This is a genomic window from Actinophytocola sp. KF-1, from assembly GCF_054661535.1.
Genome location: NZ_BAAFVK010000014.1, coordinates 39,746 through 57,902, shown reverse-complemented (window position 1 = coordinate 57,902; position 18,157 = coordinate 39,746). Strand labels below are relative to the sequence as shown.

The window sequence follows — 18,157 nt, the reverse complement described above, 5'->3', positions numbered from 1 at the left end:
CGGATGAAGGGACTGTCCACGGCGTTCTGGCGGGTTCGCCGTGGATCTCCCGGTAGATTGGCGGAATGACCGAGACCCTCGACGCGACCGACTGGGCCATCCTCGCCGAGCTGCAGACCGACGGCCGCGTGGCGCTCACGGAGCTGGGCAGGCGGGTCAACCTGAGCGCATCGGCGACCACCGAACGCGTCAAGCGCATGGAACAGGCGGGGATCATCACCGGCTACCGCGCCACCGTCGACCTCGACCGGCTCGGGTTCGGCGTGCTGGCGCTGGTGCGCCTGAAGTACCCGGGCAACCAGCACCAGCCGCTGCACCGCCTGCTCGCCGAACGCCCCGAGATCCTCGAGTGCCTGCGCACCACCGGGGAGGACTGCTACACGCTCAAGGTCGCCGCCACGTCCATGGGGCACCTGGAGCAGGTCGTCAACGAGCTGACCGCGCTCGGCACCACCACGACCAACATCGTCTACACCCAGACCCTGCCGTTCCGCGGCATCGGCACACCCGCCTGAACCGTCACAGGGCGGCCCGCACGCGTCCGATGAGGTCGCGCGCGGCGGCTTCCGCGGCGTCGTAGCGGTCGGGGAAGGCCGACACCTGGACGGCCTGCGCCACCTGGCCCGCCGACCAGTCCGGGTGGGCCGCGGCGACCGTGACCGCCCTCGTGAAGAACGAGTGCGACGCGTACGCCACGTCCACGACCTGCTCCGGCGTGCCCCAGCCCCGCGACGGGCGCTGCTGGAACACCCCGAGCGAGTCGCGGTCGCCGCACGGCAGGTTGTGCATGTGCGACTCGACCAGCCCGGTCTCGAACCCGGCCAGCATCACCCGGTCGCCGACGCCCAGTTCGGTGCCGGCCCGGTGCACGACCCTGGCCACGTCGAGGTCCGGCTGACCCGGCACGGGACAGCCCGACCCGGCCTGGCCGACGAGGTGCGCCCACGTCAGCGGCCCGATGACACCGTCGCCTGCCAGCCCGTTCGCGGACTGGAACGCGCGGACCGCCGCGGCCGTCGCCGGGCCGAAGCTGCCGTCGATCACCAGCGCGGAGCCGAACTTGTTCAGCTGGACCTGGGCCGCCCGGACCGCGTCGCCCGCCGAGCCCTGCGACACCGTGACGACCAGGCGGCCCCAGGTCTGCGCGCCGACGATCCCGTCCGCGGTGAGCCCGTTCGCCCGCTGGAACGCCACGACCGCGGCCTGCGTGCCCGACCCGAAGTCGCTGTCGGGGGAGATGCCGTGGCCGTGGGCGCGCAGCAGGTACTGGGCGGTGGTCACGTTCGCGCCGTGCGCGCCGGTGCGCAACACCGGCCACGACGGTTCCGCCGCGGCCACGGGCGTGAACCCGGCCAGCAGGAGGAGCACCGCGCACAGCACGGCGGCGAGCCGCGTCATCCGACACACCCCCCGGTGGGCAGGGCGGCCGCGGCGGGCGGCGTGCGGCCGTCGTGGATCGCCAGCAGGAACGGCTGGGGGCAGCGGTTCACGCCGCCCGCGTGGATCTCGAGGTGCAGGTGCGGGCCGGTGGAGTTGCCGGTGCTGCCCGACCAGCCGAGCTGCGCGCCCGCGCCGACCCTGGTGCCGGAGCCGACGCCGTGGCTGGACAGGTGGCAGTACAGGTAGGACGCGCCGTCGTCGCCCGCCAGCGAGTAACCGAGACCGCAGCGGCTGTTGCTGATCCGGTTGGCGACGCCGGACCGCACGGCGTACAGCGGTGTGCCGGAGCCGACCGGCAGGTCGAGCGCCGGGTAGTCGTGGTGCGGGGCCGTGTAGTAGCCGCGCGACAGGGCGCCCCGGGGGATGGGCAGCGAGAACCCGCCGCCCCCGCCGCCTCCGCCGAGGAGGTGCTGCCAGGTCTGCGGCCCGGCGATGCCGTCGACGGCCAGCCCGTTGGCGGACTGGAACGAGCGCACCGCCGCGGCCGTCGCAGGCCCGAACGCGCCGTCCACGGCCAACCCGGCGCCGTGCTTGCCGAGCGCGGTCTGCACGGCGGCGACCGCCTCCCCGGTGTCGCCCTGGCGGACCGTGACGATCAGCCCGCCCCAGGTCTGCGCGCCGACGATGCCGTCGGCGGTGAAACCCCGCGCCTGCTGGAAAGCGACCACGGCCGCACGGGTCCGCGGCCCGAACGCGCCGTCCGCGGTGATGCCGTGGCCGTGGTGGCGCAACAGGTGCTGGGCCGTGCCCACGTCCGGGCCCGAGGACCCGGCGCTGAGCACCGGCCACCCCGGCGCCGCGAACGCGGGCTGGACGAAGCCCACCAGCATCGCGACGACCGCGATGGCGGCGAGCAACGGTTTCGCTGTGCTGACGATGCGTGTTCCCAACCCGGCTCCCCGAAGACGAGTGGCAGTTCCGGCGGCGAACGTAACCGCGGGGGAGCGGCAGTGGTGTCGGGTGTTCGACCGACGGCCGTTCAGCGCAACGCGTCTCCGCCGCCGGTGCTGCCTGATCCGGGTACGGGGTTCCGGGGTCAGACGGGGAGCTGGTGTCCGGTGTGGAGCGTCGTTGGTCCGGTGGGGCAGTGCCGGACCAGCCACGTCCGTCCGGTACGGATCAGACCCGCCGGGCGGCGGGTTTGCCGTCGTCGGTGACAAAAGTGGCGAGCGTGTACGGTGCTCGAGCGGCGGGGTCGCCGCCGCTCGAGATCGATGTGCCCAGGTCCTCGGTGGCGAGCGTTTCCGAGGCCGGGTCGGCGAAGTCGGCCGTCCGGTCGACCACCCGGTTGCGGTGCCGCAGCCGGTTCACGGACGCACCCACCGCGGGCGCGGTCGTGGTGGGCCCCACCGGGCTGATCGCCGGGTCGGCGCGGAACCGGTGGAAGTACTTGCGGGCCGCCGACGTGAGTTGTCCGGCGGCCGGACCGGGGATACGGTCGCCTCCTGCGGAAGGAGCCGCCCGATGATCACCGACCCGATGCTGGTCCGGATCGGCGAGGCGGTGCGGCTCAACCACCAGGGTGAACGGGACGCCGCCCGTCGCCTGTTCGAGGAGCTGTGGACCGAGATCGGCGGCGACACCGGCGACCCGCTGCACCGCTGCACCCTGGCGCACGCGATGGCCGACGCGCAGGACGACGTGCACGAGGAACTGCTCTGGGACCAGCGCGCCCTCGCGGCCGCCGACCAGCTCACCGACGACCGCGTCGGGCAGGCCGGTGTCGCGCTCCCGGTGGCGGGCCTGTACCCGTCGCTGCACCTGAACCTCAGCGAGTGCTACCGCAAGCTCGGCGACCTCGACCGCGCCCGCGCGCACCTCCGGCAGGCCGAGGACACGATCGGCGCCCTGGCCGACGACGAGTACGGCCGCCTGATCCGCGACGGCCTGGCGAAGATCGCCGGCGCGCTGCGCTGACACCGTGCTGACACCGTGGTCGAGCTACGGGACGCGACCCCGGCGGACGCGCACGCGATCGCCACCCTGCTGGTGCGGTCGTGGCGTGCCGCCTACCGCGGTCTGCTCCCCGACGACGTGCTGGCCGGACTGTCCGTCGCCGAACGGGAGGCCGTCTGGTCGGACGTCCTCACCACCCGCGCGCCGGGCACCGGCGCGGTCGTCGCGACGACCGGCGCGGCCGTTGTCGGCTTCGCCGCGACCGGGCCGCCGCTCGTGCCCGCGGACCGCGCCGACCCCACCCTCGGTGATCTCCACGCGCTCTACCTCGACCCGGACGTCTGGCGGCGCGGCATCGGCACCCGGCTGCACGCCGCCGCCCTCGAACGGTTGCGCGCAGGCGGTTTCACCCACGCCGGGCTGTGGGTGCTCGACACCAACGAGCGCGCGCTGCGCTTCTACCGCCACCACGGGTGGACCGACACCGGGCGCACCCAGCTCGACCACGGCCCCGGCGGCGTCGCACTGCGCGAACGACGGCTCCACCACGACCTGGGCGCCTGAACGGTCTTGCGGTGGAGCGCGCTCCAGGGCCTAGCGTCGGGCGCCATGGAGTATCGATTCCTCGGCAGGTCGGGTCTTCGGGTCAGCGAGTTGTGCCTCGGCACGATGATGTTCGGCGAGCGGACCGACGAGCGGACGAGCCACCGGATCCTGGACGCCTTCACCGACGCCGGTGGCACCTTCATCGACACGGCGGACGTCTACGGGCACGGCCGTGCCGAGGAGATCCTGGGCAGCTGGCTCAGGACGCGGCGCCGGACCGACCACGTCATCGCGACGAAGGCGTACGGCGAGATGGGGCCGGGGCCCAACGAGCGCGGCCTGTCCCGCAAGCACATCCTCGACGCCGTGCACGCCAGCCTCCGCAGGCTCGGCACCGACCACATCGACCTGTACCAGCTGCACGTCTGGGACGACGGCACCCCGCTCGAGGAGTCGCTGTCCACGCTCGACGGGCTGGTGCGCGCGGGCACGGTGCGGTACATCGGGGTCAGCAACTTCACCGGCTGGCAACTGCAGAAGGCCGTGGACGTGGCGGTGCTGCGGGGGTGGGAGCCGCTGGTGTCCCTGCAGCCCCTGTACAACCTGCTCGACCGGGAGGCCGAGTGGGAGCTGTTCGAGGTGTGCCGCGCGGAAGGTCTCGGCGTGCTCCCGTGGTCACCGCTGCGCGCGGGGTGGCTGGCCGGCGCGCACCGGCGTGGCGCGACCGCGCCGGTGGCGGGCAGCCGCGTCGAGGCCGGCGCCGAGGCCGGGGTGATCCCGTGGCGCGGCTACGCCACCGACCGCACCTGGCGGGTGATCGACGAGGTGACCGCGATCGCCGACGAGACCGGGCGCACCGCGGCACAGGTGGCGTTGCGCTGGCTGCTGCAACGCCCGCCGGTCACCGCGCCGATCATCGGCCCCCGCACCATCGACCACGTCGAGGACAACCTGGCCGCCGTCGGCTGGGCCCTGACGCCGGACCAGGTCGACCGGCTGACGACGGCCGGCGACGCGGAAACCCTGCCGTACCCGTACGGTCTGCTGACCCGCTTCGTCCGCCGAGGAGCGTCATCGCGCGCGTGAGGGCGCGGGCGAGCGTGCCCACCAGCGGCGCGCCGCGAGCGCGGCCAGCCCGGCGCCCGTCGCGTTGAGCAGCACGTCGTCCACAGAGGACACCCGGTCCAGCTGGAGGACGTACTGCGCGGTCTCCACCACGGCCGAGCAGCCCGCCGCGAGCACCAGGACCCGCGGCACGGACGCCAGCGCCGTGAACCGCAGCGGGGCGAGGAACCCCAGCGCCGCGAACACCAGCAGGTTGCCGACGATCTGACCCGGCGACATCGAGAGCAGGTCCCGCAGCGGCACCAGGCTCACCCGGCCGGGGACCTCACCCGCCCGGCTGCCCGGCAACAGGATCATCCACACCCACGGCACCGTCCCGTGGACGAGGCCCACCTCGGCGAACGACGTGCGCCAGGCCCGTGCCCGCGTCGTGCCGGCCGCGATCCGGTGGCGGGCCAGCGCCCACACCACCAGCGCGGACAGCGGCAGCGCGACCACCGTCAGGACCACGACGCCGGTGAACGTGCCGACCCAGCCGTGCCACCCCGCGCTCACGCCACCACCCGCGTCCCCAGCCTGCTACAGTGCCGATATGCAATATATCAGCCGGGTGGACCGGGTGCGGCTCAGCGACCAGGCGCTCGGGGCCATCCGGCGCGCGATCGTGGTCGGGGAGCTGGCGCCGGGGACGCCGGTGAAGGACGTGGAGCTGGCCGCCCGCATGGGCCTGTCGCGCACGCCGGTCCGGGAGGCGCTCGCCCGGCTGGCGGACGAGGGCCTGATCGAGTCCAAGCCGCACAGCTACACCCGCGTCACACCGCTGGACGCCGGCGCGGTCCGCGACGCGCACGCGGTGGTGCAGGCCATGCACGGGCTGGCCACGCGCCTCGCGGTGCCCGTGCTCACGCCCGCGCACCTGGACGCGCTGCGCGAGGCCAACGCCCGGTTCGCCGCCGCGGTCGACGGCGGTGCGCTGGAGGACGCCATCGACCGCGACGACGCCTTCCACGGCGTGCTGGTCGCGGCGTGCGGGAACACGGCGGTCGCGGCGACGATCCGCAGGTACACGCCGCTGCTGCACCGCGCGATCTACCTGTACTTCCGGTCCCCGCTCGGCCGGGACTCGGCCCCGATGCACGAGCGGATCATCGCAGCGTGCGCAGCGGGGGACGCCGCTCTCGCGGCCGAGCTGGCCGAGCGGAACTGGGCGAACCTCGCGGTACTGCTTGAGGAGAAGTCATGACGTTCGCGCGCTACCCGCTGCTGCTCGGCCCGTCCCCGGTCCACCCGCTCGAACGCCTGACCGCGCACCTCGGCGGCGCCGAGCTGTGGGCCAAGCGCGAGGACCTGAACTCGGCGCTCGCCTTCGGTGGCAACAAGACCCGCAAGCTCGAGTACCTCGTGGCGGACGCGCTCGCGCAGGGCTGCGACACGCTCGTGTCGATCGGCGGCGTGCAGTCCAACCACACCAGGCAGGTCGCCGCCGCGGCCGCGCGCGCCGGGCTGAAGTGCGTGCTGGTGCAGGAGAAGTGGGTCGACTGGGTGGACCGCGGCTACGACCGGGTCGGCAACATCCAGCTGAGCAGGCTGATGGGCGCCGACGTCCGGCGCGACCCGTCCGGCTTCGGCATCGAGATCAAGGAGTCCTGGCAGCGCGCGCTCGACGACGTGCGTGCCGCCGGCGGCACACCGTACTCCATCCCCGCGGGCGCCTCGGACCACCCGCTCGGCGGCCTCGGCTTCGCCGACTGGGCCGACGAGGTCCAGCGGCAGGAACGCGAGCTGGGCATCTTCTTCGACACGGTGATCGTCTGCTCGGTCACCGGCAGCACCCAGGCGGGCATGGTCGCGGGTTTCGCGGGCCAGGAGCGCAAGCGGCGCGTGATCGGCGTCGACGCCTCGGCCAAACCCGCCGAGACCCTCGACGCCGTCCGCCGGATCGCCAAGCAGACCGCCGACCTGCGCGGCACGACCGTCACCGACGACGACGTCGAACTGGACGAGCGCTACCACGCGGGCACCTACGGCATCCCCGACGACCAGACACTCGCCGCCATGAAACTGGCGGCCCGCACCGAAGCGATGATCACCGACCCGGTGTACGAGGGCAAGTCCATGGCAGGCCTGATCGACATGGTGACAAGGGGCGAGATCAGCCGCGACGCACGCGTGCTGTACGCACACCTCGGCGGCCAGCCCGCGCTGAACGCGTACGCGGACCTGGAGTTCTAGGTGTGCTGTCCGGGGATGGGTTGTACGGCGGGTGGTGCTGACGCTGGTGTCACTGCGGTCCAACGCGGGGCAGACGATGCTGGCGGGCTGGTTCGGGATTTCCCAGGCCACGGTGTCGCGGATCTGTCGGGCGATGTTGCCGCTGTTGGAGCAGGTCACCTGTCTGCCCGGTCACCCCCTGTCCGACGTGCTGGCCGGGAGGCTGGTTGTCGTGGACGGCACGATCGTGCCGGTCGGGAACCGCCGCACCGATCGCGCCACCCACGAAGCCGCACCCACGACCGGGCGGCGTTCGGTACGGGCGGGTTCGACCAGCTCCTCGCCCGCACACCCGCCCTCGGCGACCTCGGTGATCCGGCCTCGCCGCAAACGCCCTGGTCACGCCGACCATGATCCCGCCACCCAGGTCTGGAACCGCAGCATCGCCAGCCCGCGAATGGGCCGGTCGCTACCGCGACGGCGGAGCGGGAATGGTTGACCGCAGCTCCCGCCCGCTCGGCATACCCGCCCTACCGCCCGCACACCAACGGAAAGATCGAACGGTAGTGGCGGGCGTAGGCTCAGCCGCGCAGGATGGGTGGGTACAGCGTGGTCGCCGAGCCGCTCCGGTAGAGCATCGCCGGCCTGCCGCCGTTCTTCGTGCTGTACTCGCCGGTCGGTTCGAGGAAGTTCTCGACGGTGGTCACCTTGCGGTGGAAGTTGCGCGGGTCGAGCCGTTGCCCCCACACGATCTCGTACACGGTGCGCAGCTCGGTCACGGTGAACACCGGTGGGCAGAACGCGGTGCCCAGGTTGGTGTACTCGAGCTTGCTCCGCGCGCGCTCGACGGCGTCGGTGATGATCTTCCGGTGGTCGAACGCGAGTGACCGCCCTCGCCGGAGGGCCCGGTCGACCGGTACCCACGTGGCGGACTGCGCGTCGCCGCCCGCCACCGGCAGCGGCAGGTCGGGCACCAGCGCGAGATAGCACACCGTGACGACGCGGCGCCGTGGATCCCGGTCGGGTGCGCCGTAGGTGCGCAGCTGTTCCAGGTGCACCTGCTCCGACGTCAGCCCGGTCTCCTCCGCGAGCTCCCGCGCGGCCGCCGCGTCGACGTCCTCGGCCTCCGAAGCCAGGAAGCCGCCCGGCAGCGCCAGCGCGCCGAGGAACGGCTCGACGCCCCTGCGCACCAGCAGGATCTGCAGTCGTCCTGATCGGACAGTGAGGACCGCCAGGTCGACGGCAACCGCGACGGTGGGGATCGTCCATGCGGCTTCGGTGGTCATGCGGGCCAGTCTAGGTTCTCGTCATGGTGACGACAACCGGGGTGCGCCACTAAACGTCAGGTTGACGAGAAGTCGCGGTCGCGGCTACCGTCGAGACTTCGGTTCATGGGGGGCCGTAGCATCGGAGCGAGCTGATGATCGTGATTCTCACTGCCCTGCAATGCGAGTTCACCGCGGTTCGACGACACCTGACAGACGTGCGCACGCACCGCCACAGCGCCGGGACCCTGTTCGACGTGGGCACCCTCGCCGGCCATCCGGACCGGCAGGTCGGGCTGGCGGTCACCGGCGAGGGCAACGCACGCGCGGCGACCATCGCGGAACGGGCGATCACCGAGTTCCGGCCGGCCGCCGTGCTGTTCGTCGGGATCGCGGGCGGGTTGCGCGACTGGCTCAAGCTGGGCGACGTCGTCGTGGCCACCCGGGTCTACGGATATCACGGCGGGAGCAGCGGCGACGACGGGTTCGACGCCCGGCCGAGGGCCTGGGAGACCTCGCACGAACTCGACCAGGTCGCCCGGCACGTCGACCGGACCGGCGCGTGGCGGTCAGCGGCGTCGGGCGAGCCCGACGTGCACTTCTGCCCGATCGCGGCGGGCGAGGTCCTCCTGGAGTCGGCGGATTCGGACGTCGCGGAGCAGTTGCGCCACCACTACAACGACGCGGTGGCCGTCGAGATGGAGAGCGCCGGGGTCGCACAGGCCGGCCACCTCAACCTGGCGACGCCCACCATCACGATCCGCGGTGTCAGCGACCACGCCGACCGCACGAAACGCGTCACCGACCAGCAGGGGGTGCCGCGGCTCGCGGCCGAGAACGCCGCCGCGTTCGCCGCGGCCGTCGTCGCCACGGTCGAGGACACCGGCCCGCCCGCGGACCGGCGTGGCAAGGACGGGGAGCACCACCACATCAGGAACGTGGCCAAGGGCAACGCGAACGTCATCGCGCAGATCGGCGTGGTGCACGGCGGTGTGCGGTTCGGCACGCCCCCGGGCGAAGGCGGCTCGTGATGTCCGACGACAAGGCGACCGAGGGCACGCAGACGACCAACACCGCCACGGGGAACGCGAAGGTCGACGCCCAGATCGGGTACGTGGAGGGCGATGCCGTCTTCCACAAGCACGAGACGATCTACCAGTTCGCCGACGACGACTCGGCCGAACGGAAGTTCCGGGTGGCGCGCAACTTCCTCGACGGTGGCATCCCGCGACCCGCGGAGGAGCTCATCCGGCAGGCGCTCGGCTCCGGGTACGCGACCACCGAGGTCGCCTACTACTACGCCATCTCCGTGCTCAGCGAACGGTCGTTGAACCAGCTCGGGGCGGACGAGCTGGACAAGCTCGAGCACGCCATGCGGGTGGCTGACGGCCTGCCGCGCGACGAGTGGTGGGCGGCCATCGCGGTGATCGGCGAGCTGGTGCAGTGCGCGGTCAACCCGGCCAGTGCGCCCACCGCGCTGAACGGTCCGCTGGAGCTCGTGCTCAAGGAGTTCCAGGCGCTCGCCCACGAGCGCCAGGCCGAGATCACCCGGCACCTCGACATGATCTTCGACGGTGCGGTGCAGGAGGAGCTGGACCGGTTGAACGCCGCGACCGTGGCGGTGGAACGGGCCAAGGGCGACCGGGCCGACCGCGCGTGGAAGTACTTCCACCCGGATCCGACGGAACCGCGCAGGGCGACGCCGCTCCCGCTGCGCGACGGCGAACCGAAGGCGACCGCGGGGGTCGTGACCGCGTTCGGCCTCCTCGCCCTGGCGCTGTTCGTCCTGCTCGCCGTCAACGACGCCGCGGTGCGGTGGTCGCTGCTGGGGCCCGCGGTCCTGTTCCTCCTCGGCGCCGCGGTCACCTGCTGGGGCGGGTCGGAGGTGCTGACCGTCCACCTCCGCAGGCGGATGAAGGAGGTCGAGCACCGCAGGAACCCGGCGGAGTTCGAGGGGCACGAGGAACACGGCATCGAGCTCACCGCGACGGAGAAGTTCGCCCACACGGTGTGGAAGCGGATCCACTTCTACTTCGGTGTGCGCGGACCGCTCAAGAACAAGGACGTGTGGGACGCGGCGACCGCGGGGATCCAGGCAGCGCTGCACTGGCGGCTGGTCCGGCAGTACAGCGCGAGACGGGTGCCGGTGCCGACGCTCAACTGGCTGATCCGGTGGCACGCCAAGCGGACCGCCGAGCAGTGGCGGGCGGGGGAGCTGCCCGACTTCCGCCGGACGTTGCGGCCCCGGCCCGCCACGGTGTTGTGGGTGGTGGCCGGTGGGATCGTCGCGACGATCGGCGCCGGTGCGCTGGTCGTCAGCTCCGCCGAGCAGGGCATCCTGCCCACGGTGCTCTCGGTCCTGCAGGTCCTCGCGGCCTGCGCGGCCGCGGCGGGCGCGGGCTACGTGCTCGCCGACCGCCGTGCGATGGCCCAGGAACAGCGGGAACTCGACGAGGTCCACGCGGACGAGCGTCGCGAGTACGACCGGTGGCGGGACCGGCTGCGGGACCGGCCGACGGACAACGAGGTGGCGAACTGGCTGGAGTACGACAAGGCGTACGTCAAGACGCTGGCGATGCGCCGGTGCGAACTCAGCAGCCGGGAGATCATCGCCCACGTCGTGCTCACGGCGGGCAAGCCGAGGGCCATGCGGGCCAGGGTCGTCAACGGCCCACCGCGGTTCTCGAAGTACGTCGTGCTGGTCTTCCTCCTCACCGAGCACGGCGTCCGCGAGGTCGACGTCGACCTGGACTTCCGGACCGGCGCGATCTACGACGAGCGGCGCACCGCGTTCCGGTACGACGCGCTCGCCTCCGCGCAGGTGCTGGAGAAGGGTTTCCAGTCGGCGGCGGGACAGCAGCACGTCGTGCTGCTCGGGCGGGACGTGCACCTGACCGACAAGTCGTCGCTCGTGCTCAGCCGGACCTTCGAGCTGGCACTGGTCAACGACCAGAAGATCGAGGTGGTGGTGGACAACTACGAGGGCCTGCTGGACGACAGCACCACCGAGGACAGGTCCGCGCTGGACAAGCTGGCGCTGGACGCGTCCGGGGTCGCGATCGCGCTGCACATCCTCGAGGCGGTCGCCGCGGAGGGCCGGGAGTGGATCACGCGGGAGCAGGACCGGCGGAACCGGCGGTGGCGTGAGTGGGAACGTGAGCGGCGCGGCAGGACCGTGCTGCCCGGCAGGCCGTGGCCGCTGGGCATCGGCCCCGCCGGGCGACCGCCCGAGGTGTCCTGACGATCAGGGTCCGGGCGGCGTGGACAGTTCGCGTGCGCAGGCGCCCAGTCCGTACTCGCTGGAGGCCTTGACGAACACCACGTCGCCCGGGGCTAGCAGGCTTGTGGCCAGCCGGGTCGCCTCGGTCACGTCGTCGGCTGTGTGCACCGTGGTGCCGGATGCCGCGTTCGCCATGGCGCGGGGGTCGCCGTCGCCGACCGCGATCAGGATGTGGATGCCGAGGTCGGCCACCAGCTTGCCGACCTGCTCGTGCCGGGCCTGGGACGCGTCGCCCTGCTGGCCCATCGCGCCGAGGATCGCGATGGTGCGGCGGTCCGCGGCGAGCGCGCGGAACGCGTGCAGGCCGGCGCGCATGGACTCCGGGTTCGCGTTGTAGGCGTCGTCGATGACGGTGATGCCGTCGGGTCGGTCGGTGATCTCGAAGCGGCCCGGCGAACGGCGTCGTGCCGCGGTCAGCCCCGCCGCGATCTCGTCGGCCGGCAGACCGAGCGCCACGGCGGCCGCCGCGGCGCCCAGGGCGTTGGCCACCTGGTGCTCGCCGACGAGGTCCACCGCGACCCGCGCCCTCCCGGTGGGGGTGACGAGGTCGAACGACGGGCGGGCGCCCTCGTCCACGTGCACCTCCTCGGCGCGCACACCGGTTTCCTCGCCGTAATACAGGATCCGGGCCCTGGTGCGGTCCGCCATCCCCCTGACGTACGGGTCGTCGGCGTTCAGGACCGCGTACCCGTCGGGTTTCAGCGCCGCCACCAGTTCGCCCTTGGCCGCCGCCACGTCCGCGAGGCCGCCGCCCATGCGGGACACGTGCGCCGCGCCGACGTTGAGCACCAGGCTCACGTGGGGTGGCGCGATCCCCGTCAGGTACGTGAGATCACCCTTCCTGCCCGCGCCCATCTCCAGCATCAGGTACCGGGTCCCCGCGTCGGCCCGCAGGACGGTGAGCGGCAGCCCGAGCTCGTTGTTGAACGAGCGGTCGGTCGCGACCGTCGGTGCGTGCCGTTCCAGCACCTGCGCCAGCAGGTCCTTCGTCGTGGTCTTGCCGACGGAACCGGTCAGGGCGACCACCGTGCAGTCGAGCCTGGTGAGCACGTGCCGCGCCAGCACACCGAGCGCCGCCTGCACGTCCTCGACCACGATCGCCGGCACCCCGACGGGGCGGGCCGCCAGCACGGCCACGGCACCACGCGCGACCGCGGTGGCCGCGTAGTCATGGCCGTCGACGCGCGCGCCGACCGTCGCGGCGAACAGGCCGCCGGGCACCACCGCACGGGAGTCGACCGCCGACGGGCCCGTCACCAGTGCCGCCGGGTCGGGCACGGCGTCCAGCTCCGCGTCCAGGACTCGGGCGATCCCGGCCAGCGTCATGGGGATCACGCGCCGCTCCTCGCGAGCGCCAGGTCGATGAGCCGGGTCAGCAGGTCCGGGTAGGACAGGCCGCTCGCCGCCCACCCCCTGGCGTAGACGGAGCGGGCGGTGAAGCCGGGCATCGTGTTGATCTCCAGTACGTACAGGCGGCCGGTGTGCTCCTCGTAGAGGAAGTCCACGCGGGCCAGGCCGTAGGCGCCGATCGTGCGGTAGGCGTGCAGCGACAGCGCACGCACCTCCTCGGCGACCGGCGCGGGCAGCGGGGCGGGCACGGTCGCGAGCTCGTAGTCGCCGAGGTACTTGGACTCGTAGTCCAGCCAGTCACCGCGCCGGTTGAGCTCGACCACGACCGACGCGCCGGGGGAGTCGTGGTCGCCGAGCACCCCGCAGGTCAGCTCGCGGGCCACGACCCCCTGCTCGACGACGACCACCCGGTCGTAGCGCAACGCCAGCTCCACACCCGCGTCCAGCTCCGCCTGCGACGTGACGCGGGAGACGCCGATCGAGGAGCCCATGTTGGCCGGCTTGACGTACAGGGGCCAGTCGAGCGACTTCACCATGCCCTGCCGGTCGGTCGCGGTGCGCCACTCGTGCGCGGTGACCGACACGTGCGGGGTGACCGGGATGCCCTCCGCCTGGAACACCCGCCGCGCCGCGGTCTTGTCCATCGCCACGGCCGAGGCCAGGACACCGCACCCCACGTACGGCAGGCCCAGCGTCTCCAGGTACCCCTGCACGACCCCGTCCTCGCCGAACGGGCCGTGCAGCACGGGGAAGACGACGTCCACCACGCCGGCGCGCAGGTCCGCCGACCACCTGCCCTGCCGGTCGATGACGACGAGCACCGGGTCGTACCGCTCCGGCGGCAACGCGTCGAACACCGCCCGCGCCGACTGGAGCGACACCTCGTGCTCGGCGGACGGCCCGCCTGCCAGCACCGCCACCCGCAGGCGATCAACCATGGTCGTCCAGCCCTTCTCCCTGTCCGGCAACGCGGGCAGTGTCGGCGTTCCGGCCGACCGGTCACCAGAGCGTTCACTGCTCAATTTCTGGTCGGCACCTGGGCAGTTTTCGGTCTGCGAAACGGGCAACGCCGGTGGCTACCGTGCCGGGCCATGCGCACAATCGGGCTCATCGGCGGGCTGAGCTGGGAATCGACGGTCCTCTACTACCAGGTCATCAACCAGCGGGTGCGTGCGCGCCTCGGCGGCAGCCACTCCGCCAACAGCCTCATCTGGTCGGTCGACTACACGACCGTCGAGGACCTCATCTTCGCGGGCCGGTGGGACGAGGTGGGCGACCTGCTCGCCGGTGCCGGTGTGCGGCTGGAGGCCATGGGCGCGGAGCTGCTCCTCATCTGCAGCAACACGTTCAGCCGCGTGAACGACGAGGTGGCGCGCGCGGCGAGCGTGCCGGTGCTGCACATCGCCGACGTCGTCGGCGCCGAGGTGAGCGCCAGGGGCATGCGCACGGCCGGGCTGCTGGGCACCCGCTTCACCATGGAGGAGCCGTTCTACCGGGACCGGTTGGCGGCACACGGTTTCGAGGTGCTCGTCCCCGGCCGCGACGACCGCGAGCTGGTCCACCGGGTGATCTTCGAGGAGCTGGTGCGCGGGGTGCTGCGGCCGTCGTCGCGGGACGCCTACGCGCGGATCATCGCCGGCCTCGCCGACCGGGGCGCCGAGGCCGTCATCCTCGGCTGCACGGAGATCGAGCTGCTGATCACCGACAAGGACGCGGTCGTCCCGGTGCTGCCGAGCGCGCGGCTGCACGCGGAGGCGGCGGCCTCGCTCGCCCTGCTCACGTGACGTCGGTCAGCTCCCGGCGCCACAGGTCGTCGCCGAGGCGTTCGATGCCGGCCATCAGGTGGCGGCGGTAGGTGCTGAAGGACAGGCCGAGGCGTTCCGCGGCGGCCTCCTGGGTCGGCGCGCCGCGCAGGTAGGTGACGTCGAGGGCGCGGTACGGCTTGCCCGCCCGCGGATCCCGGCCCAGGGCGCGGATGCCGTCCTCCAGCAGTTCACGCAGCGCGGCCGCCGGGTCGGGCCGGCCGGCGAGCAACCGGCTGCGGGCGAGGGGGTTGGCGGCCAGCTCCGCGTGCTTCGACAGGTGGCGCAGCGCCGTGCGGACCGCCTCGGCGAACTCCTCTTTGGACAGCACAGCCAGCTCTGGTCCGGTGTGGACGGCAGGGTCGTGCTCGCCGGACAGCAGCCGGCCGAGCCACACCAGCGGTGGCACCGCGCGCCAGTCGTGGTCGGGCAGCTCGGGTGCGAACGTCCACGCCAGGCGTTCCGAGCGCAGCAACCAGCCCACGGCGCGCCAGTGGATCAGGCTCGTCACCGCGGACGTGCCCCCGGGCCGCGCGCGCACCCAGCCGCGGTGGACGGCGACGTGCTCACCGGGCCGCAGCGGGGCGTGGGCACAGGCCGGGTCCGCGTCCGTCCCTTCCGTGAGGCGCAGCCACGCGGACACACCCACCAGCTCGCCGTCGGCCACGCCCCGGTAGAGCCGGAATCCCCGGGGTTGCAGGGACAGCCACCGGGAGACGACGGCCGCCGCGTCCGACTCGGCGGCCAGGCGCAGCACGTCGTCGGTGTCCTCGGGGCGCAGGACGTCCTCGTACACCTCGTCGGCGGCACGCCAGACGTGCGGTGGTGTCCGGTACGCGGCGCGGTGCAGGTGGAACAGCGAGCCGACGGCGCGGAGCACGTCGGGGTCGGCCGCGGTGCGGACCCGCTGCGTGAAGTGGGCGCTGAGGCGGTCCCGCAGGTCGGCGTGCGCCTGCGGGTCGCGCCAGCGCAGGTCGGTGTCGACCACCCGGCGCACCACGTCGTGGGGGTACACGCCGCGCGGGCTCGACGCGACGAACGGCAGGTGCCGCAGCCAGGAGAACAGCGCGGCCGCGTCCTCGCCGGGGAGCGCCGCGCGGAGCACGTCCTGTGTGGACCGGTAGGTGAGCGCGCAGACCTCCAGTGCCTGCCGGTGCACGGGGCTGGGTACCGCGCCGACGAGCTGGTCGAGCAGGGCGGCGACCACGTCGTGGGGCGGCGTCCAGCGGGAGCCACCGTCCTGCCGCGCCGCCGCGGCCGCGAGGGACAGGGCGAGCGGGTGCCCGCCCGCGAAGGCGAGGAGCGGGTCGCGCAGCCGGCCGGCCACGCCGCGGGACTCCAGCAGGGCGTCGGCCTCCGCGGGCTCCAGGTCGCCCAGCGCGACGACCCGCACCACCTCGGCCCAGCCCGGGTCGGCCTGCCACGTCAGCGCCGGGGGTGTCCGCCCGGCCACCACGACCAGCGCACCGGCGGGCAGTGCGGGCAGGAACCGCTCGCGCAGCCGGTCCTCCAGGCCGGGCTCGGCGTCGTCGATCAGCAGCACGGCCCGTTCGTCGACGTCCGGGTCCGGGTCGAACGTCCGCCCGGCCGACACGGTCACCGCGCGGCCGGCCTGCTCGGCGCGCCGGGCGAAGCACCGCAGCAGCGCCGACTTGCCGACGCCGCCGGGGCCGTGCACGAACAGGACCCCGCCGCCGCCGTGCAGCAGCTCGTCGAAGGCGGCCAGCTCCTCCTTCCGCCCGACGACGGCACGGAGCCGCGCGGCCTCGAGACGCCGGGCGAGTGGTGCACGCACGCCACCCACGATCGCCGCCGAATGTGCGTGCCCTGTCCGCTGCGTGTCACGGTTTCTCGACAGCGTTCCGCCACGGGACGGCGAACCGCGCTTATAGGATCCCCGCACGGGGGAGGCTCGGCGGGACGGGAGCGGACGTGGGGTGGCAGTTCGGCCATTACCGGATGGAGGGGCTGATCGCCCGGGGCGGCATGGGCGAGGTGCACCGCGCCTACGACACCCAGCACGACCGGGTGGTGGCGGTCAAGCTGCTCAACGCCCACCTCGTCGATGACGACGACTTCCGGCGGCGGTTCATCCGTGAGGCGCGTGCCGCGGCACGGCTGCGGGAGCCGCACGTGATCCCCATCCACGCCTACGGCGAGATCGACGGCCGCCTGTACCTCGACATGCGGCTCGTCGAAGGCGACGACGTCAGTGCCGTGCTGGCCCGGCACGGCGTCCTGGCGCCGGCGGCCGCGGTCGACCTCGTCGCGCAGGTGGCCGGTGCGCTCGACGCCGCCCACGCAGAAGGGCTCGTGCACCGGGACGTGAAGCCCTCGAACGTGCTGCTCGACGCGGGCGGCTTCGCCTACCTCGTGGACTTCGGCATCGCCCGGTCCACCTCCGGCAGCGCCACCATCACCGGGGTCGGCATGCCCGTCGGGACCGTCGCCTACATGGCGCCGGAACGGTTCGCCCCCGACGGGCGGGTCGACCACCGCGCCGACGTCTACTCCCTGGCCTGCCTGCTGTACCAGTGCCTCACCGGGGTGGCGCCGTTCCCCGACGAGAACCCGCTCGCCCTCATGCAGGCCCACCTCCACCGGCCGCCGCCGCGGGTCACCGCGCCGCGGCCCGACCTGCCGCCCGCCTTCGACGACGTCGTCGCCATCGGGATGGCGAAGGACCCCGCCGCCCGCTACCCGACCGCGGGTGCGCTGGCCGCGGCGGCGCGCCACGCACTGGCGGGGGCACCGGCGCGCCCGGCGACGCTGCCCGCACCCGTGGCACCACGCCGCACGGGACGGTGGTGGCTCGCCGGTGGCGCGGTCGCGGTCGTGGCCGTCGTGGCGGGTGCGGCGGCGCTCGCCGGGCTGCTCGGCTCCGGCGGCGGCGGTGGTGGCACACCGGAACGCACGGCGACGACCGCCACCACCACCGGTCCCGAGCCGTTCGGCGCCGACCTCGGGGTCTCGGTCCCGATCAGCACCCCGGACTGCGACGGCAGCTACATCGTCATCGTCGGCTCCGCGCTGAACCCGGACGAGTACCGGGAGGACGTCCAGGCCTTCCTCGACGCCAAGCCCGGCGCGAGCTACCTCCACGCCCCGTCGACCGGCTGCGGGTCGCTGCGCCAGCGGATCGACGGCGCGGACATCTACTCCGTCTACTACGGACCGTTCCCCGGCCGGGACGAGGCGTGCGCCCGCCGCGCCGACGAGGGCGGCGACGCCTTCGTCCGCCGCCTCGACGACACGTCGTCCCCGAAACAGGCGGTCAGCTGCGGCTGACCCGCGCGGACCGG

19 protein-coding genes are annotated in these 18,157 nt (G+C 73.3%); 11 read left to right on the top strand and 8 right to left on the bottom strand.

Annotated features, from left to right (window positions below; all coding sequences use genetic code 11):
• The first annotated feature begins 65 nt into the window (after nt 1-65).
• On the top strand, nt 66-515 hold the full coding sequence (locus ACYQ77_RS35550; RefSeq protein WP_459719561.1) for an Lrp/AsnC family transcriptional regulator: 450 nt from the start codon (nt 66-68) through the stop codon (nt 513-515).
• 4 nt (nt 516-519) lie between these two features.
• Here the strand turns inward: ACYQ77_RS35550 and ACYQ77_RS35545 are convergent, their stop codons facing one another.
• The 3 genes from ACYQ77_RS35545 to ACYQ77_RS35535 all read right to left on the bottom strand — a co-directional run bounded on the left by ACYQ77_RS35545 (nt 520) and on the right by ACYQ77_RS35535 (nt 2,751).
• A complete protein-coding gene (locus ACYQ77_RS35545) occupies nt 520-1,398 on the bottom strand; it encodes a peptidoglycan-binding domain-containing protein (protein ID WP_459719559.1) in 879 nt (292 codons plus the stop codon).
• A complete protein-coding gene (locus tag ACYQ77_RS35540; RefSeq protein ID WP_459719556.1) occupies nt 1,395-2,330 on the bottom strand; it encodes a peptidoglycan-binding protein in 936 nt (311 codons plus the stop codon). Before ACYQ77_RS35540 ends, ACYQ77_RS35545 begins: the two co-directional genes overlap by 4 nt.
• Before the next feature lie 229 nt (nt 2,331-2,559).
• Nucleotides 2,560-2,751 (bottom strand): hypothetical protein, encoded by a 192-nt coding sequence (locus ACYQ77_RS35535; protein WP_459719554.1) that lies wholly within the window; start codon nt 2,749-2,751, stop codon nt 2,560-2,562.
• A gap of 153 nt (nt 2,752-2,904) precedes the next feature.
• Between ACYQ77_RS35535 and ACYQ77_RS35530 the strand changes: the two genes are divergently transcribed.
• Genes ACYQ77_RS35530 through ACYQ77_RS35520 form a run of 3 tightly spaced genes read left to right on the top strand, consistent with a single transcriptional unit; the run spans nt 2,905 to nt 4,968 of the window.
• Nucleotides 2,905-3,357: a hypothetical protein gene (locus ACYQ77_RS35530; protein WP_459719551.1), complete on the top strand. Its 453-nt coding sequence runs from the start codon at nt 2,905-2,907 to the stop codon at nt 3,355-3,357.
• Nucleotides 3,358-3,372: 15 nt separating this feature from the next.
• Nucleotides 3,373-3,900 (top strand): N-acetyltransferase family protein, encoded by a 528-nt coding sequence (locus ACYQ77_RS35525; RefSeq protein ID WP_459719549.1) that lies wholly within the window; start codon nt 3,373-3,375, stop codon nt 3,898-3,900.
• A 45-nt stretch (nt 3,901-3,945) separates the two neighbouring features.
• On the top strand, nt 3,946-4,968 hold the full coding sequence (locus ACYQ77_RS35520; RefSeq protein WP_459719547.1) for an aldo/keto reductase: 1,023 nt from the start codon (nt 3,946-3,948) through the stop codon (nt 4,966-4,968).
• Here ACYQ77_RS35520 and ACYQ77_RS35515 read toward each other — a convergent pair.
• On the bottom strand, nt 4,954-5,502 hold the full coding sequence (locus tag ACYQ77_RS35515) for a VanZ family protein (protein ID WP_459719545.1): 549 nt from the start codon (nt 5,500-5,502) through the stop codon (nt 4,954-4,956). The two genes, ACYQ77_RS35520 and ACYQ77_RS35515, sit on opposite strands and share 15 nt — an antisense overlap.
• Nucleotides 5,503-5,539: 37 nt before the next feature.
• On the opposite strand from ACYQ77_RS35515, the gene ACYQ77_RS35510 reads away from it, so the two are divergent.
• From ACYQ77_RS35510 to ACYQ77_RS35500, 3 genes are read left to right on the top strand one after another with little or no spacing between them, the layout of a single operon-like run.
• Complete coding sequence (locus ACYQ77_RS35510; RefSeq protein ID WP_459719542.1) at nt 5,540-6,190, top strand: GntR family transcriptional regulator; 651 nt, start codon at nt 5,540-5,542, stop codon at nt 6,188-6,190.
• Nucleotides 6,187-7,179, top strand: coding sequence for a 1-aminocyclopropane-1-carboxylate deaminase (locus tag ACYQ77_RS35505; RefSeq protein WP_459719541.1), 993 nt, complete (start codon nt 6,187-6,189; stop codon nt 7,177-7,179). Before ACYQ77_RS35510 ends, ACYQ77_RS35505 begins: the two co-directional genes overlap by 4 nt.
• 31 nt (nt 7,180-7,210) lie before the next feature.
• Complete coding sequence (locus ACYQ77_RS35500; RefSeq protein WP_459719538.1) at nt 7,211-7,657, top strand: helix-turn-helix domain-containing protein; 447 nt, start codon at nt 7,211-7,213, stop codon at nt 7,655-7,657.
• An 82-nt stretch (nt 7,658-7,739) separates the two neighbouring features.
• On the opposite strand, the gene ACYQ77_RS35495 is transcribed toward ACYQ77_RS35500, so the two are convergent.
• Nucleotides 7,740-8,444, bottom strand: coding sequence for an NUDIX hydrolase (locus ACYQ77_RS35495; protein ID WP_459719535.1), 705 nt, complete (start codon nt 8,442-8,444; stop codon nt 7,740-7,742).
• A gap of 134 nt (nt 8,445-8,578) precedes the next feature.
• Between ACYQ77_RS35495 and ACYQ77_RS35490 the strand changes: the two genes are divergently transcribed.
• Both ACYQ77_RS35490 and ACYQ77_RS35485 read left to right on the top strand, forming a co-directional pair.
• A complete protein-coding gene (locus ACYQ77_RS35490) occupies nt 8,579-9,454 on the top strand; it encodes a 5'-methylthioadenosine/S-adenosylhomocysteine nucleosidase family protein (protein ID WP_459719532.1) in 876 nt (291 codons plus the stop codon).
• Complete coding sequence (locus tag ACYQ77_RS35485; RefSeq protein ID WP_459719530.1) at nt 9,454-11,664, top strand: hypothetical protein; 2,211 nt, start codon at nt 9,454-9,456, stop codon at nt 11,662-11,664. The genes ACYQ77_RS35490 and ACYQ77_RS35485 overlap by 1 nt, the downstream gene beginning before the upstream one ends.
• Nucleotides 11,665-11,667: 3 nt before the next feature.
• On the opposite strand, the gene ACYQ77_RS35480 is transcribed toward ACYQ77_RS35485, so the two are convergent.
• Nucleotides 11,668-13,029: a UDP-N-acetylmuramoyl-tripeptide--D-alanyl-D-alanine ligase gene (locus ACYQ77_RS35480; protein ID WP_459720053.1), complete on the bottom strand. Its 1,362-nt coding sequence runs from the start codon at nt 13,027-13,029 to the stop codon at nt 11,668-11,670.
• A gap of 5 nt (nt 13,030-13,034) precedes the next feature.
• The gene (locus ACYQ77_RS35475; protein ID WP_459719528.1) at nt 13,035-14,021 is read right to left on the bottom strand and encodes a D-alanine--D-alanine ligase family protein; all 987 of its coding nucleotides are present in this window, start codon (nt 14,019-14,021) and stop codon (nt 13,035-13,037) included.
• A gap of 123 nt (nt 14,022-14,144) precedes the next feature.
• On the opposite strand from ACYQ77_RS35475, the gene ACYQ77_RS35470 reads away from it, so the two are divergent.
• Nucleotides 14,145-14,837, top strand: coding sequence for an aspartate/glutamate racemase family protein (locus ACYQ77_RS35470; RefSeq protein WP_459719525.1), 693 nt, complete (start codon nt 14,145-14,147; stop codon nt 14,835-14,837).
• Here ACYQ77_RS35470 and ACYQ77_RS35465 read toward each other — a convergent pair.
• Nucleotides 14,830-16,650: an AAA family ATPase gene (locus ACYQ77_RS35465; RefSeq protein WP_459719522.1), complete on the bottom strand. Its 1,821-nt coding sequence runs from the start codon at nt 16,648-16,650 to the stop codon at nt 14,830-14,832. The two genes, ACYQ77_RS35470 and ACYQ77_RS35465, sit on opposite strands and share 8 nt — an antisense overlap.
• A 137-nt stretch (nt 16,651-16,787) precedes the next feature.
• Between ACYQ77_RS35465 and ACYQ77_RS35460 the strand changes: the two genes are divergently transcribed.
• The gene (locus ACYQ77_RS35460) at nt 16,788-18,143 is read left to right on the top strand and encodes a serine/threonine-protein kinase (protein WP_459719520.1); all 1,356 of its coding nucleotides are present in this window, start codon (nt 16,788-16,790) and stop codon (nt 18,141-18,143) included.
• The last annotated feature ends 14 nt before the right edge of the window (nt 18,144-18,157 follow it).